The following is a 14957-nucleotide window of genomic DNA, read 5'->3' as shown; positions in this document are numbered from 1 at the left end:
CTATTATATACTATTTTTTTAAAATAAACCGCCAACCCAAGCCAACATTGGTTGTAAATTACCTAAAACCATGCCAATTAAAATTAAAACAAAGATTAGCCGTGTTGAATTCATTTTCTTTTTCCCTAGTAACCAATAGGATAAAAGAACAATCCCTAAAGGAATTAATGCGGGTAAAATTTTATCCAACATTTCTTGAACAGATAATGTTACATCTCCCATTTTATAAGTTAAATCTAATTTGTAAGTAATTACCGAAGGAATCAAACCGCCGACCACCGTTAACCCTAAAATAGCTGCACCTTGCGTAAACAATTTCATTTTATCCGCAAATTCTGTCGCAATTTTTTTCCCTTGATGGTAACCAATCCAAGTGAATTTATAGCGAACCCATAGGACCACTGCTCCGGCAATTAACGGGATCAGTAACCCAACAACCTGGCCCCCTTGCGCCATGTAAGCTGCAATCGAAAAAACAATCGCACGATAAATCGCGATAAAAATGGTATCACCAACACCAGCAAACGGACCCATTAGACCTGTTTTCAAACCAGTAATGGCCGTTTCATCTTCAATGCCGACTTCTTCTTCCAAAGCCATATCAGCTCCGACAATTAAGTGCGACATGGCTGGCGTTGTATTCATAAAGCCAAGATGTGTCTTCAAGGCTTTCTTCATAGCTACTGGATCTTCACTGTATAGTCGCTTTAATGCAGGCATCATCACCCAAGCGTAACCAAGTCCTTGCATTTTTTCATAGTTCCAGCCCCACTGATAGCCAAAAAGATTACGGACGTAAACTTTATTAATATCCTTTTTTGTTAATTTGTTAGTCATCAATCTCAACCTCCTCATCATCTTCGTAAATAACCGTGCCACTTGTTGTAGCTGCGCCGCCTTTGTTATGATTCATCACATAAATCGCTGCTAAAGCCAAGCCAACCAGTGCGACACCTAAAACTGAGAAGAATTGGGCCCCATAAGCAAGTAACACGAACCCAATAATAAAATAGGGCCAGTATGTTTTAATTGGTAAGTAACGCATTAAAATAGCAATCCCCATCGCTGGTAAAATAGCGCCTGCTGCTTTTAACCCATTCATCACCCAAATAGGAATCCAATTATTGATAGCGTTTACAACTTGTTCACCAAAAGCTAGGCCAATAAAAACTGGGATGACACGAGAAATCGTCCAAGGAAAAATTCCTAAAACATTGCAGCGCTCGACCCCTTTATAATTGCCTTCTTCCGCATAGCGATCTGCTTTGTGTTGGAAAAACGTATTAGCCATTCTGCCTAAAATATCTAGTTGTGTTAATAATAACCCAATTGGAACCGCAACTCCGATACCATACTCTGCCCCTTTCCCTGAAATGATTGCATAAGCCGTTCCCATAATGGCCCCTGAAAGAAAGTCTGGGACTGTTGCTCCTCCATAAGTCGCTACGCCTAATGTCATCAATTGAAGCGTTGCCCCAATCATCAAACCTGTTTGAACATCTCCTAAGACTAGGCCAGTAAACGTTGCAGCAAACAATGGTGTATATGGACCAATCTGAATAGAAATTTGGTCAAGTACACCAACAACTGTGTAAAGACATAAAATCAAAATAATACCAATCGATACTGTCATGCTTTCTCATCCTCCTTGAATGCGTTTTCTTTTTTGTATTTGTAGAATACCATTAAAGAAATATCATTTCAAGTTCTTTTTAAAAATATTTTTAAATGAAATTACATTTCTTATATAATTTTTGTGCTATACTAAAAGAAAACGGTTTAGGAGTGATTATGTGCGGGTTTTGCTGATTTATTTCATAACTATTTTTCTATCCAATACAGTTGGGGCGCTCTCTGGGATGGGTGGAGGCGTCATTATTAAGCCTGTTTTGGATTTTCTTGGGTTCCATTCGTTAAATAGTATTGCGTTCTATTCAAGTGTCGCTGTTTTTATCATGTCCATTTCTTCGACTTATAAACAGTATCAAAATGGTGTCCAAATTGAATGGAAAAAAGCCGCGAGTATTTCGTTTGGTTCCTTAGTCGGCGGCATGTTAGGTGATTTACTTCTTAATCAGGCGATTGCACTAGCGCCAAATGAAGAAAAAGTACAACTAATCCAATATATCATCATGTTGCTGACCTTGGTTTTGGTTCTTCTCTACAATCAATTTTCCAACTGGCACTTACACCTCAACGGATTGAGCATTTTTCTGATTGTCGGATTAGGCTTAGGGATTCTATCAACCTTTTTAGGCATCGGTGGCGGTCCCATTAATGTAGCTTGCCTTATTCTCTTTTTTGGAATGGATATCAAATCAGCAACTGTCTATTCCATCATTACTATTTTTTTCTCCCAACTCGCCAAACTTGGCAATATCGGCTTGACCACAGGGTTTGCGGTTTTTGATTTGACAATGCTTTGGGCTATTATTCCTGCCGCTTTATTCGGTGGTTATGTCGGCGGTCTTTTCAGTAAAAAATTATCCCAACAACGGGTCGCCCAAATTTATAGTTTAGTTGTTTTTTTAGTTATTTTGTTAAATATGTATAATTTGTGGACTGTTATCTAAAAAAGAAGCGCTTTGTCGTATAGACAAAGCGCTTCTTTTTTAATTAAATCACTGTTAATTTAACATCTATATTATTTCTTGTTGCTTTAGAATATGGGCAAATTTCGTGGGCTTTTTTAACAAGTTCTTCTGCTTTAGCTTGATCTACCCCATCAATATGAACTTCTAATTCAGCACCAACGCTAAACCCATCTTCTCCTTGGAATAAGGATACACGTGCAGTTACTGTACTTTTACCTTCGACTTTTTCTTGATCCATCACTAATTCTAATGCACCGTTAAAGCAAGCACTGTAAGCCGCTGCGAATAATTGTTCTGGATTTGTTGTATTTTCTTTCTTGACACCTGGCGAAGCAACTGCATAAGAAAATGATTTATCCGGTGAGTGAACTTCTCCTGCACGTCCGCCCGTATTAATGATAGTTGTTTCATAGATTTTTTTCATGTAAATTCCTCTCCTTTGTAAAGTTTTACACTTCTGAGAACTTGTTACTTACATAATTATTGTAGGAAACTTTGCCAGATACAGCAAACGTTGTGCTTGTGAATAATAAAAAATAACATTTAACGTTGTATTTTTGACGTAGAAAAAGAACCCATTCTATGATAGGATAAAGTGAACTTGTACATTTGTACACAAACTATTTTACAAAGGAGACTTTCCCTTGACACACTTACTTGATTATCAACCATTAAACCTCTACACAAACTATCAAGAAGCCGCAGAAAAAACACCAACTGTTCCAATTATTTTTGATGAATCTTTGCCTGCTTTTCCTGCACTTGGCTTAGAAACAACTTATGGTGAAAGCCATCAAGAAATTTTGAAACGGGCATATCAATTAGCCGCTTTAGGTGTAAAAAAAGGCGACAAAATTATTATTTATAAAAGTCCTAAATTCGACACGTATTTACTAGCTGTTGCAGCCTCATATCTAGCAGCCGTTCCTGTAATGGTTTCATACCATTTACCTTTTGAAACAATTGAAGTATTCGTTGATCGTTTAGAAGATCCTTATATTTTATTTGATGATGTGACTGCTGAAAAAGTTCAAGCTGTTCGTAACAGCTCTGCCAATAAAAAACTTTCGGTTGCTTCTCTTTTAGAAGCTGATGCCACGGAAGTTCCTCAAGACGAACTGACTAAAGACGAAATTGCCTACATGACCCACACCTCTGGAACAACAGGTATTCCTAAACTTATCTGTCATTCCAATCACTCTATGGGTTGGCGTACAAAATGGCAAAAAACCATTTTTACAAAAATTGCTGAAAAGAAATTAGTTGGCTTTCATATTTCGCCAGTTCATTCTCGTTTTAACATTGGCGTGTCTTCTTTAATGGCCATGGGCTTCCCTATGATGCCTTTAGCAAATGCTTCGAGCGAAAAAGTCGCTGAAATGTTCAGCACCTATCAACCAATCGCTGTAGAAACACACCCCAATAACTTCGTTCAATGGGTTCGTTTGGCCAAAGAAAAACCTGAAGCTTTCGCTAGTGTCCATTATTATCATTCTACTTTTGATGCAATTAACAACGCTACAATGGTGGCTTTCTTAAAAGCATCTGCTGCCAATGAACCAATTTTCCTACAAGTTTATGGACAAAGTGAATGCGGGCCAATGATCTTACGAGCGCATACTTTAGAATCCCTAAAAGATTCAGATGCTCGTGACATGGGCGTTGGTTTAGAGGATTTAACACAAGCTCGAATTACCGATGAAAAAGGACAAGTTTTACCTGCGATGACGGACGGCCATATCCAATTCTTATCAAAAGGACGGGCCTTAACATATTACAAAGAAGATGCCCGCTTTGCAGAAAATGTCTACGGCGAATGGTGGGACAGCGGCGATTACGGGATGTTAGATGAACGCGGCCACTTATTCTTGAAAGATCGCCAAGTAGATCTAATTGAAAACATCGACAGTAATTTAGCTATTGAAGATCATTTATTGGATGCATTAGATTTCTTAGAAGAAGTGATTATTGTCCGTGGCAAAGAAAATGAACCTCAGCCAATTTTAGCGGTTGTCCCTGGGGAAGAAATGGATTGGGATGCTTGGTGGACACAAGTAGCCGATTTACCACATTTAAACGAACCTATCATTATGGCTTTTGATGAAATCCCTCACACAGCTACTATGAAAGTGCAACGTTTACAACTAGAAAAATGGTTAAAAGAACAATAAAATAAAATTCTTTGTTAAACAGTGTTGGTCAAAAGAACGTTTAGACCAGCGTTGGAGCAAGTGGAACAGAAAGCTAAAAAGTTAACTCGTTGTAGGTTATCTTAAGTTTTAAAAAGAGGGGCAGCCATCGTTTTGACGGCTGCTCCTCTTTCTTTTGCCTACCGTTAATTAAATCCTTTTTGTGAAGAGCTTGACATGGGATGGTTCCCACAAATTATACTTAGCTTATTCAAAGAATGGAGTGAGCAAGTATGAAAATTTTAATTAAACAAGATTTCGACACGATGAGCGAATGGGCAAAAATGTTACTTCTAAGCACGATGAGCCAAGATAAACGAGTGAATTTATCAATTACCGCTGGCAAAACACCAGCACTTGTTTACCAAAAATTAGCCTCGATTGTGAAAAATTCATCTGACTTTGATAATGTTCATTATTATAACTTTGATGAAATCCCTGTTCCTCATCAAAAGGAAGGCATTACTCTGACAGATTTGCGGACGCTGTATTTGACACCTGCGGAAATATCCGAGCAAAACATCCATCCATTAACTGTTGAAAACTTTCAACAACAAGAACAACGGATTGCTGACGCAGGCGGCTTAGATTTGATGTTAATTGGCTTAGGAGCAGATGGTCATTTTTGTGGGAACATGCCCACTACCACTCATTTTAAAAACGAAACCTATCAAGTGACCGTCACTGGTTCAGAGCCTTGGTTTGTTCCTGAAATGATGCAGCCAGGCATGACCTTTGTTACGATGGGGCCAGCCAGCATCATGAAAGTTAAGCATCTTGTCCTAATTGTAAATGGTGAACAAAAAGCTCAGATGGTCAAACAAGTGCTCCAAGGACCTGTCACAGAAACGTATCCTGCCTCTATTCTTCAACTCCATCCAAATTTAACGGTTCTCTTGGATGAAGCCGCAGCGAGTCAATTAGAAAAATAAAAAATTGCGCCTAGATTATGCTTCTCTGCATAGTCATAGGCGCAATTTTGTTATCATTACATGATTTTTTGATACTGACTGTATTTTAGCAAATTCGTCTGGGAAAGTGTAACACCAATACCAAGTCCCTGAGGCACGGTCATTGTCCCTTGCTCTAAAATAAAAGGTTCCGTGATGATATCTTCATAAAAATAGCGTTCCGTTGCTGAAATATCACCTGGAAAGGAAAAGGTAGGCTGTGACGCAAATTGCAAATTCAATGCGCGACCAACACCAGACTCAAACATGCCACCTAACCAAACCAATAAATCATTTTCTTGGCAAAATGTGGCAATCTTCAACGCCTCGTGAATCCCACCTACACGAGGAATCTTCAAATTGATACTACGGCAACTGCCCAATGCTAACGCCACTTGGCAGTCTTTGAGACTACGAATATTTTCATCCAAACAAATTCTTGTCTTCAGTTCTCTTTGTAATTGTGCGTGGTCTAAAAAATCATCTGCAGCAAAAGGCTGTTCAATCATCGCTAATTGATAGTGATCTAAACGTTGCAATTGAGGCAAATCTGCCAATGTATACGCTGAATTTGCATCGACCATTAAAGGCAAGTTAGGAAAATGCTGACGAATCAAAGCAACAGGTTCCACATCATAACCGGGACGAATTTTCAGCTTCACTCGTTGATACCCTTTTTCTACAGCTAACTGAACTTGTTTAAGCAATTGAGGTAAGTCTTCTTGAATCCCTAAACTAATCCCTACAGGAATTTTCCTCCGCGTTGGTCCAAAAAATTCAGTTAAACTCTTCTGTTGCCGTTTGGCATATAAATCCCAGATGGCAGTTTCTAACGCAGCTTTTCCCATCCAATGTCCTTTAACTTCTTCAAAAATTGTTGAAACCTCTTGCGGCTGTTCAATCGCTTCTGTTAAAAGTAACGGAATTAAATGCTGTTGGATGATGAAGCGTTCGGTTACCAACGTTTCTTGCACATAATCAGGTTGCTCAAAAGCCACTAATTCGCCAAACCCTTGATTTCCTTGCTCATCTGTTATTACAAATAGATCAAACGCTTTTTCTTCCAGGCGACCATAGCTCGTGACAAACGGCGTTTTTAAAGGCAAACGAACCTGATAGGTTTCAATTGATTGAATGTTCATTCAGATAGCTCCTTCCAATAACGCTGTCACCTTTTCATAGAAAATCGTTGGTTGTTCTAAATGGATACAATGTCCTGCTTCAGGAAAAATTGTCAGCCTCAACAACGGTTGACGTACCTGCATTTTTTTCGCAATTCCAATAAATTTTTGATCTTCGCCGCCTACCAATAAATCGGTAGGAATCGGCTGCAATTCTGCTAGACGTTCCCAGTAACTCTCTTGCGCTCCTGTGCCCATATACCACAAACTACTAGCCAATCCAAAGGCCGATTGGCTCAAACGTTCCTGACGAATGGCCATTTGCTGTGCCACAGACAAGGCTTTTTGCGTTTGAAATAACGGTAATTCTTGCCAAAAATCAATAAAATCCACCAGCGGTTCCTCTAAGAGACGTTCCGCCAAACGATGATCTTGACAGATACGAGTCTGACGTTCTGCGACGGTGGCCAAACCTGGTGACCCACTTTCCAATAAAAGATGCTGTACCTTTTGTGGATAATGTAATGCAAAACCTAAAGCTGTTCGAGCGCCCATTGAATAGCCTAATAAACAAAAGCAAGGCAAATTTAGCGATTCGGTTAGTTCAGCAAGATCATGGCAAACCTGTTTCATGGTATAACGCTCTGGTGCTACCAAACTAGCAGTCGCGCCATGCCCAGGTAAATCAATGCCTAAAACGTTATAAGGTGTTTGACTGGGAAAAACGGCTGCAAACGTGGCTAACGTTCCTGTGAAACCGTGTAAACAGACTACTGTCGTTCGCTTTGCATCAAAAGGTGTTAACCATTGATAATGGTACTGCATCCCCCGAATTAACCGTTCCATGAAATCCCCTGTCTTTCTACTCGTCTACCAATTTCAGCTAAAATTGATTCGTACAAATGAACATTCTCTTGGCGATTTCCTTTGACTTCTATCACTTGAAATTGTGGTTCTTCAGCCGCTGCTTGTAAAATTTGCTTGAGCTCCGCGATTGTTTTGACTTCTTGATACGAAGCACCGTAAAGTTCAGCAACTAACGAAAAATCTAAATCAAGCGGTGTTCCAAATAAAGGCTCGAAATCGTCCTCACGTAAAGTTCGTTGAGATAGAAAAGAGAAAATCCCGCCACCATTGTTATTTAATAAAACAATTGTTAACGGCAACTGATAACGTTTAGCCAAAAATAAACCATTCATATCATGATATAGCGCTAAATCACCAATCAGTAGAACGTTTTGCTGTGTCGGTGCTACGGCACTCATTCCTAAAGCAGTTGAAATAATCCCATCAATCCCGTTGATGCCGCGATTTCCAAACATCCGATAAGGGCGACTATCCATAAATCGATCTAAGTAGCGGATAGCCATACTATTAGATACAAATAACTGACCGTTCTCTTTCATCGTTTGGTGAACAGCTAAGCTGGCTGTTGTTTCATTTAATTCTGTCGCGTTCAGCGTTTCTAGAAGAACTTCAGAGACCGTTTTTTCCAGCAGGAGCCATTGTGCTAACCAAGTCGCTTCTGTTGGTTTGACAACCGTTAGTAGTTGTTCTACAAACGTGGTTTCCTTTGCCTGAATAACGGTTTGTGATTTTTTCAATTGCTCTTGCCATTGCCCATTTTCGTCCACAAAATAAAAAGCAGTCTCTGTCGTTGCTAAGCGTTTCAACCATAACATGATGTTTTTAGAAATTGGCAGCGAACCAAAACGCACTACCACTTCTGGTTCTTGTGGCAAGGTCGCCACATTTAGAAACAGATCACTGTGTGCAATAACAACTTCACTATTTTGCCCATGTGTCACAATGTTTGCTAAAGGATCCGCTAGTAACGGCCATTGCAAAGCTTCGGCTAATTGAATAAATAACGCCGCTTCTTCCTCTGTATGACTGCCACCGACAACCAAAACGCCGTTTTTCTGGTACCATTGATCCGCTAACTGTTGCACTTGTTCTGTAGAAAGGATTGATTGACCAGCGAATAAAGCCGTTTGTTGAGAACTCTTTGTTTTTCTCTCTAAGTCAGGTAATAATGGTTCCCGCAAAGGAAAATTCAAATGAACAGGTGCTGCAGGCGTTTGTTGCGCGAAAGCTGCTCCTTTAGCGCCTTGCCAATAGGCGTAATTCAACATCTCTTCTGTTGCTTCTGGCAAAGCCATTTCAACAAATAATTTCACGTGATTTTGATACATTTGTAATTGGTCCATGGCTTGAGGAGCACCAACTTGACGTAACTCATGCGGCCGATCCGTTGTTAAAACGACTAAAGGCACATGGCTAATATTGGCTTCACAAATTGCTGGATAATAGTTTGCAGCTGCTGTTCCAGAGGTACAAAGTAAGACCACTGGTTTTTGACTCGCTTTACTTAATCCTAAAGCAAAAAAAGCAGCGGAACGTTCATCGACATCGACAAAAGTTTGGATTGCGGTTTCCCGATGAAGTAATAAAGCCAGTGGTGTGGAACGGGACCCTGGACTAATGACTGCTTGTTCAACCCCACTATTTTTTAAGCCTTCAATAAAGGCCGTTAAATAATCGGTCATTGTTTCTTGATGATTCATTAAACCTGCCCTCCAATTCCTCGTAACATCGGTTGAAATTTTATTTTCGTTTCTTCTCTTTCTAGCTCTGCTTGGGAATCCGCAACAATACCACAACCTGCATAAAGAACGCCTTGCTGACCAGCAAAGACACCTGAACGCAAGGCCACAGCAAACTCGCCACTATCATCATTCCCTGAAATCCAACCGATTGGCGCACCATATAACCCACGACTCCCTGGCTCATATTGTCGAATCCATTCGACTGCCAACTCTTTGGGCTCACCACCTAAAGCTGGCGTTGGGTGTAGTTGCATCACACTTTCCAAGAACGAAATTCCCGGCTTACGTTGACCCGAGATTGGCACATAAAGATGTTGTACATCTCGATTTTCCAAAATAATGGGTGCTTGAATACTGTTTTCAGAAGTCGTCATCTTCGCCAACTCTTTCGCTAAACGTTCCACCACAATTTGGTGTTCTCCGGTATTTTTGCGGTCTTGTAAAAGTTGTGCTCCTAAAGTTTTCGTTTCTTCTGGTGTTTGACCCGTTTTAATGGTTCCTGCAATACAAGCGGTCGCAAACGTTTCTTTAGTACCCAACAGAAGTCGTTCTGGTGTTGCACCAATGAAACTTGTGTCTTTGGCTTCTAAAGCAAACAAATACGTATTTTGTTGTTGTGCCATTAAATTAACGAGCACTTGGTTACTTCGAATTTTTTCAGGACTGCTCACAGCAAGTTGTCGAGCCAAAACCACTTTTTTTAAAGGGCCATCTTCTCTTAAGACTGCTACTGTTTCGTTGACAGCTTGTAGCCATTCAGTCACGGCAACTTCTTCCTTGTCAATCTTTGTTTCCGCTACAGCTGGCAACTCCTCACAGGTAGCTAACAAGCGATCAAACTGAGCCACCAAAGTCGACCAACGTTCCTCGACTTCTTGTTCACTAGAACCTGAAAAGTTCAGCGTTCCATAAATACGTGAACCTGAAAAAGTAAATAGAATACTTGGTAGATAAAACCAACCTTCCCCTAACTCTCCCCAGGCCTCAGTAGGCGTCTGTTCTGTATCAAAAGGCAAACCACCAAACAGAAGAGCCCCCGTACCAGAAATAGACATATTTTGAAAACGAGTTGCCGCCTCTTTTTTTAAAAAGTTGTTCAATTGATGCGTTTCTGTTTCTGCGCCTTTTAAGATAGTTTCATATCCGAAGCCAACCAAAGCAAAATCTTTTTTCGGCGTTTGCCAAAAAAAACGTTCTCCTTGGTATGCCTTTTCACCAGCGGCAAAAATTGCCAAGGCTGTTTGTTCTGTTTCTAATGGAAAAACCCAACTGAACTGACGGGCATTCTTCTGATAGGCTTGTCGTAATTCATCAGGCAATTTCATCTGATTAAAAACGCCTCTCTTTCTTCTGTCATGAAACGATGTTTGGCAATCTTTCCACTTGCTGTTTGCGGGAAAGAATGACAAAAATAAATGCGTTTCGGTCGTTTATATTTTGCCAGTTTTCGTGAACACTGGTCTTGAATTTGCGCTAAGGTGATTTCTTGGTCACTAATCACATATGCAACTGGGACGGCTCCCCATTGCGCATCTGGTTCTCCTACAACTGCCGCTGCTTTAATTCCTGTTATCGCCTGTAACACCTGTTCAACCTCAGTGGGGTAAATATTTTCACCACCAGAGATAATGAGTTCACTTAAACGACTAACCAAATACAGGTAACCTTGTGCATCTAAATAGCCCATGTCGCCTGTTTTAAACCAACCATCTGCTGTCCATTTTTCAGGTTGACGCTGGTTAAGGTAACCTGAAACAACGTTTGGTCCCTTAAGTAAAATTTCCCCGACTTGCTTTTCTGGCTGTTCTTGTCCTAGTTCATCAACAATTTTGATTTGCATATCTTTTAACGGTTGTCCAGCAGAGCCGATTTTCAGTGCCGCATCTTCAAATTTCAAGGCAACAACTTGCGAACACGTTTCCGTCATCCCGTAAGATTGAATGACTGGAATCCCTTTTTCCTCACACTGCGCTAATTTATCCGGAGCAATCGGTCCGCCGCCTAATAGCATTCCTTTAAAGCTGGCGCTGTAGCCAGCTTCAGGATAGACAGACAATAATTGTTGCAACATTGTCGCAACCACTGAAATGACGGTTCCACGGCCTTCTTGTAAATCTTGTGTCACTTGCTGTTCATCAAATTTATCGTAAAGGCGAATACTACAACCTAAGACGAGTTGTCGAACAACAATCGACAATCCGCTAATGTGAAATAATGGGACTGCACACAACCAACAATCTTCAGCAGTAATCCCCATATTTTCTTGAGTGCCTCTAGCACTGGCCAAATGATTTTTAAACCGTTGCAAGACCCCTTTAGGCTGTCCTGTAGTTCCAGATGTATACATAATAGAAGCCACCGACTCTAAGTCACTTGGCTGTTGAAACTCCTGATGTGAAAGACTATGCTGTTTTTTAATCATTGGCTGAACGTCGACAAAAGAAATTTCTTCTAACAAAGCCTGCGTTTCAGGCGCACCAATAATCGTTTTAACTTGCGCATCTTTTAACTGAAAAGTCAGTTCAGCAAGTGTCAAATGCGTATTTAAAAATAATAACTCTTTCCCCAATTCCCATAAGGCTAGAATTGAAAAATACAACTCTTTGCTGTTCTTACTGAATAAAGCCACACGTTTTTCTTCTGGTGCAAGCACCTGTTGATATGTGGCTACCCAATGGCTGACTTCTTGTTGCACTTCTAAAAACGTCCAAGATTCATCCTGAAAATAAAAAGCAGGATGATCGGGACGTTTTTGTACTTGTTTATTTAACCAAGTCATTGGTTTATGGGAATTTAGGGAATTGATCGAAATCTGGTGTCCGTTTTTCTTTAAATGCATCTCGGCCTTCTTGTGCTTCAGCCATTGTATAGTAAAGAAGTGTCGCATCACCAGCTAATTGTTGCACACCAGCCAAGCCATCTGTATCGGCATTTAAAGAGGCTTTAATCATCCGTAAAGCAATCGGGCTTTTGGTTAACATTTCTTCTGCCCACTCCATTGTCACATCTTCTACTTGATCCAATGGAACAACTGTATTAATCCAGCCCATATCTAAAGCTTCTTGAGCAGAATACTGTTTACACATAAACCAAACTTCTTTCGCTTTTTTATGGCCGATAACGCGCGCCAAGTAACCTGAGCCGTATCCACCATCAAAGCTACCGACATTTGGTCCTGTTTGCCCAAACTTAGCATTTTCAGCCGCAATTGTTAAATCACAAACTAATTGTAAAACATTGCCGCCGCCAATGGACCAGCCTTTCACCATTGCGATGACTGGTTTGGGAATGACACGGATTAACCGTTGTAAATCTAACACATTTAAACGTGGAATGTTGTCTTCGCCAACGTACCCACCATTACCTCGAACTTTTTGATCGCCACCAGAACAGAATGCTTGGTCACCTGCGCCTGTTAAAATAATAACCCCGACATCTTCTTTATCACGACTAATGTTGAATGCATCAATCATTTCCATGACTGTTTTTGGTGTGAATGCGTTGTGAACATGCGGGCGGTTGATAGTAATTTTTGCTACTTTGCCTGCTTGCTCAAATAAAATTTCATCATATTCTTTAATTGTTGTCCAGTTTCTCATTAGGAAACCTCCTTCATTAATCTCATCTTTTCTATTATACACAAGAATCGGCACTTTAGAGAAAAAGTCGCTTGAATTTTAAGAAAAAACATGGCTATTTCAAATTTTCTTCATTCCTGTATAATAAATAAAAAACCTTTTATTCTCTCTTTTATTAGAAAGGACTGATTACTATTCATCTTTTAGAGTATTTAGGCATCACGATTCAACAGGTTTCTGCTGAGAAATGTCAGCTTACTTTAACGGTAAAAGACGTGCATAAACAACCCTATGGCCTTGTCCACGGGGGCTTAAACGGCGTCTTAATTGAAACTGCCTGTAGTTTAGGTGCGAACGAAAACGTTCCTGAAAACACTTTTGCTGTCGGCATAGACTTACAAGTAAATCATCTTCGTAGTGTCCATGATGGTAGCCTTACCGTGATTGCGACGCCCGATCACTCGGGAAAGACCCTTCAAGTTTGGGAAGCAAAAATTTATAACGCAGACCACCAATTGACGAGCGTTGGGCGTTGTACCTTAACAAATCGACAAAAAAAACAGTAATCTTTACAGGTTACTGTTTTTTTGTTTATGGTTTTTAATAAGTAATTAGATTACTTCGTTTATTTAATTTTAGTACCAACCATTTGCTAACCAGAATGATTTAGCTGCATCCCATGAACCATAGCGACCTGCTACGTACTGATCTGCCACGCGTTCTTGGTTGGCAGGTGAATAGTCACCATTTAAATAAGAGGCAGATAATTGGTAACGACCGATATACTGACCGTTTGTTGCATCGTAAGAACCACTAGATTCACGTTGTGCGATCCACTCTTTTGCATCACTGCTTGCGGCAGGTGCTGCTGGTTGCGCTACTTCTTGAGCAACAGGTTGTTGTACTTCTTGTTGTACTGGTTGTGCAACAGGTTGTTCAACTACTTGTTGAACTGGTGCAACTTCTACAGCTGGTGCTGGAGTATTAGCAACTTCTTTTTCTGAACGAATAACTAATTGTTCTCCTTCAAAAATTAAATCAAGGTTTGGCAATTTGTTATCAGAAGCAATTTTTTGAATTAAGCTATTGTCTCCTGCAAATTGATGAGAAATTGTTGATAAAGTATCTCCTGCTTTAACTGTATATAAGCTTTCTGCGTTTGCGTCTGTTCCTAAGAATAATCCTAAACCTGCGGCCAAAGTTGTTCCAAGTAAAATCGTTTTGATTGATTTCATGTATGTTTCTCCTTTGTAATTAAAAATATTTGATTGTTGCTCTTAGCACTCGGCAACAACCACGTCTGCTTCGCTTTATCGAAACGACTTCACATACTTTATCATCGAATGGCCGGCCGTAGGTGAATATCTCGTGACAATTTATTACTAGAATGTCGGTTTTGTTACATTTTGTAATAAAAAGCTGCTGGAAGCTTGATATTATCCTGTTTATATTTTGCGAAAAAAAGTTAAAAAAACAGGATTTTATTTTCGAGAAACCGTTTTCTAACCCTTGATTAGCCCTTAAATGTCGGTTTTTTTACATTCGTTTCAGTCAAAAAGTAACAAAATGTTAAATATACTAGACATGAGAATGTTTTTTTCAAAAACTCACGCCTAAAAAGAACAGGTGTTTTCTTTGAATTTTTTTATCATTCACTATTTTTATTTTTCCTTCTATTATATAGATAATTTTTTTGTCGTATTCATTTTTCAATTCTGAAAAAACACTAAGCACTTCCTATTGAAACAAAAAGAGTTAAACAAAAAAATCTTATATTTTGCTTGTTATTTATTCATTTTAATCTTATTCAAAAAAGGAACAGCTAAAGCAACTATGAAAACAAAGTATTGAAAATAAAGCAGAATAAATATTCATTTTTATCATAATTCACGAATAAAAAACAAACAATCGCTCGA

General features: G+C 39.6%; 14 protein-coding genes. 4 read left to right on the top strand and 10 right to left on the bottom strand.

The window, feature by feature from the left end:
• Nucleotides 1-18: 18 nt before the first annotated feature.
• Complete coding sequence (locus IGJ46_RS01790) at nt 19-837, bottom strand: PTS system mannose/fructose/sorbose family transporter subunit IID (RefSeq protein ID WP_002355336.1); 819 nt, start codon at nt 835-837, stop codon at nt 19-21.
• A complete protein-coding gene (locus IGJ46_RS01785) occupies nt 830-1633 on the bottom strand; it encodes a PTS mannose/fructose/sorbose/N-acetylgalactosamine transporter subunit IIC (protein ID WP_002358431.1) in 804 nt (267 codons plus the stop codon). Before IGJ46_RS01785 ends, IGJ46_RS01790 begins: the two co-directional genes overlap by 8 nt.
• Nucleotides 1634-1802: 169 nt before the next feature.
• On the opposite strand from IGJ46_RS01785, the gene IGJ46_RS01780 reads away from it, so the two are divergent.
• Nucleotides 1803-2573, top strand: a complete 771-nt coding sequence (locus tag IGJ46_RS01780; RefSeq protein WP_375343124.1) for a sulfite exporter TauE/SafE family protein — start codon at nt 1803-1805, stop codon at nt 2571-2573.
• Between the two features lie 43 nt (nt 2574-2616).
• Here IGJ46_RS01780 and IGJ46_RS01775 read toward each other — a convergent pair whose 3' ends face one another.
• Entirely contained in the window at nt 2617-3018 is a 402-nt protein-coding gene (locus IGJ46_RS01775) for an organic hydroperoxide resistance protein (protein ID WP_002355332.1), read from the bottom strand.
• Nucleotides 3019-3238: 220 nt separating this feature from the next.
• Here IGJ46_RS01775 and IGJ46_RS01770 point away from each other — a divergent pair, with 220 nt between their 5' ends.
• Nucleotides 3239-4765 (top strand): AMP-binding protein, encoded by a 1527-nt coding sequence (locus tag IGJ46_RS01770; protein ID WP_002361196.1) that lies wholly within the window; start codon nt 3239-3241, stop codon nt 4763-4765.
• A 251-nt stretch (nt 4766-5016) separates the two neighbouring features.
• Complete coding sequence (locus IGJ46_RS01765) at nt 5017-5715, top strand: glucosamine-6-phosphate deaminase (protein ID WP_002355326.1); 699 nt, start codon at nt 5017-5019, stop codon at nt 5713-5715.
• Between the two features lie 56 nt (nt 5716-5771).
• On the opposite strand, the gene menC is transcribed toward IGJ46_RS01765, so the two are convergent.
• The 6 genes from menC to menB are packed head-to-tail and all read right to left on the bottom strand — an operon-like array spanning nt 5772 to nt 13116.
• Nucleotides 5772-6875, bottom strand: coding sequence for an o-succinylbenzoate synthase (menC, locus tag IGJ46_RS01760; RefSeq protein ID WP_002373222.1), 1104 nt, complete (start codon nt 6873-6875; stop codon nt 5772-5774).
• Nucleotides 6876-7700: a 2-succinyl-6-hydroxy-2,4-cyclohexadiene-1-carboxylate synthase gene (gene menH / locus IGJ46_RS01755; protein WP_218391397.1), complete on the bottom strand. Its 825-nt coding sequence runs from the start codon at nt 7698-7700 to the stop codon at nt 6876-6878.
• Nucleotides 7688-9421: a 2-succinyl-5-enolpyruvyl-6-hydroxy-3-cyclohexene-1-carboxylic-acid synthase gene (menD, locus tag IGJ46_RS01750; protein WP_218391395.1), complete on the bottom strand. Its 1734-nt coding sequence runs from the start codon at nt 9419-9421 to the stop codon at nt 7688-7690. Before menD ends, menH begins: the two co-directional genes overlap by 13 nt.
• Entirely contained in the window at nt 9421-10788 is a 1368-nt protein-coding gene (locus IGJ46_RS01745) for an isochorismate synthase (RefSeq protein WP_002364946.1), read from the bottom strand. Before IGJ46_RS01745 ends, menD begins: the two co-directional genes overlap by 1 nt.
• Nucleotides 10785-12242, bottom strand: a complete 1458-nt coding sequence (locus tag IGJ46_RS01740) for an o-succinylbenzoate--CoA ligase (RefSeq protein ID WP_002410466.1) — start codon at nt 12240-12242, stop codon at nt 10785-10787. The genes IGJ46_RS01745 and IGJ46_RS01740 overlap by 4 nt, the downstream gene beginning before the upstream one ends.
• A gap of 4 nt (nt 12243-12246) precedes the next feature.
• Nucleotides 12247-13116: a 1,4-dihydroxy-2-naphthoyl-CoA synthase gene (menB, locus tag IGJ46_RS01735; RefSeq protein ID WP_002391106.1), complete on the bottom strand. Its 870-nt coding sequence runs from the start codon at nt 13114-13116 to the stop codon at nt 12247-12249.
• Nucleotides 13117-13226: 110 nt separating this feature from the next.
• On the opposite strand from menB, the gene IGJ46_RS01730 reads away from it, so the two are divergent.
• Nucleotides 13227-13607, top strand: coding sequence for a PaaI family thioesterase (locus tag IGJ46_RS01730; protein WP_002355318.1), 381 nt, complete (start codon nt 13227-13229; stop codon nt 13605-13607).
• A 69-nt stretch (nt 13608-13676) separates the two neighbouring features.
• On the opposite strand, the gene IGJ46_RS01725 is transcribed toward IGJ46_RS01730, so the two are convergent.
• Entirely contained in the window at nt 13677-14276 is a 600-nt protein-coding gene (locus tag IGJ46_RS01725) for a LysM peptidoglycan-binding domain-containing protein (protein ID WP_002355317.1), read from the bottom strand.
• Nucleotides 14277-14957: the final 681 nt, after the last annotated feature.

The sequence above is a fragment of the Enterococcus sp. AZ120 genome, assembly GCF_050546165.1.
Lineage (GTDB): Bacteria > Bacillota > Bacilli > Lactobacillales > Enterococcaceae > Enterococcus > Enterococcus faecalis.
The sequence above is the reverse complement of the archived record's forward strand: the minus strand, read 5'-3'. Positions and strand labels throughout refer to the sequence as shown.

What these genes read in the sequence shown, in the direction of transcription:
- menC (WP_002373222.1), bottom strand. Translation starts at nt 6,875, where the DNA reads ATGAACATTCAATCAATTGAAACCTATCAGGTTCGTTTGCCTTTAAAA.
- IGJ46_RS01725 (WP_002355317.1), bottom strand. Translation starts at nt 14,276, where the DNA reads ATGAAATCAATCAAAACGATTTTACTTGGAACAACTTTGGCCGCAGGT.
- IGJ46_RS01785 (WP_002358431.1), bottom strand. Translation starts at nt 1,633, where the DNA reads ATGACAGTATCGATTGGTATTATTTTGATTTTATGTCTTTACACAGTT.
- menH (WP_218391397.1), bottom strand. Translation starts at nt 7,700, where the DNA reads ATGGAACGGTTAATTCGGGGGATGCAGTACCATTATCAATGGTTAACA.
- menD (WP_218391395.1), bottom strand. Translation starts at nt 9,421, where the DNA reads ATGAATCATCAAGAAACAATGACCGATTATTTAACGGCCTTTATTGAA.
- IGJ46_RS01745 (WP_002364946.1), bottom strand. Translation starts at nt 10,788, where the DNA reads ATGAAATTGCCTGATGAATTACGACAAGCCTATCAGAAGAATGCCCGT.
- IGJ46_RS01775 (WP_002355332.1), bottom strand. Translation starts at nt 3,018, where the DNA reads ATGAAAAAAATCTATGAAACAACTATCATTAATACGGGCGGACGTGCA.
- IGJ46_RS01765 (WP_002355326.1), top strand. Translation starts at nt 5,017, where the DNA reads ATGAAAATTTTAATTAAACAAGATTTCGACACGATGAGCGAATGGGCA.
- IGJ46_RS01740 (WP_002410466.1), bottom strand. Translation starts at nt 12,242, where the DNA reads ATGACTTGGTTAAATAAACAAGTACAAAAACGTCCCGATCATCCTGCT.
- IGJ46_RS01790 (WP_002355336.1), bottom strand. Translation starts at nt 837, where the DNA reads ATGACTAACAAATTAACAAAAAAGGATATTAATAAAGTTTACGTCCGT.